Source organism: Paraburkholderia sp. SIMBA_053 (genome assembly GCF_046534895.1).
Classification (GTDB): domain Bacteria; phylum Pseudomonadota; class Gammaproteobacteria; order Burkholderiales; family Burkholderiaceae; genus Paraburkholderia; species Paraburkholderia caledonica.
The window spans coordinates 1-255 of record NZ_JAWRXU010001140.1; the positions used below are offsets into that span (position 1 = coordinate 1).

Below are 255 nucleotides of genomic sequence, written 5' to 3' on the forward strand. Positions count from 1 at the left end.
TGCCAGTAACGGAGACGGGCATCTCGGGATCATCTCGGTTGCGCTGCGTCGGAAGTATCTGGTCGATTTGTATTCCAAGTTTCTCGACAACGATTCCGGTTACACGGTAGGTCTGTACAGGCGCGAGGGAGCCGCGATGCTAGCGAGCAGTTCACCCGACATTCCACGGGGTGGACTCGAGCATAACGGTAACTTTGTGCAGGCTGTAAAGGAAAACGTGCTGTTTGGAAACTTCACGCAGGAGGGCGGCGGACG

Annotated in this window: 1 protein-coding gene; it reads left to right on the forward strand. The window is 56.1% G+C overall.

The genetic code is table 11. The annotated features are described in order from the left end of the window. Nucleotides 1-255, forward strand: a 255-nt coding sequence (locus SB753_RS39205; RefSeq protein ID WP_410805437.1) for a hypothetical protein, incomplete at both ends; no start/stop codon positions are given.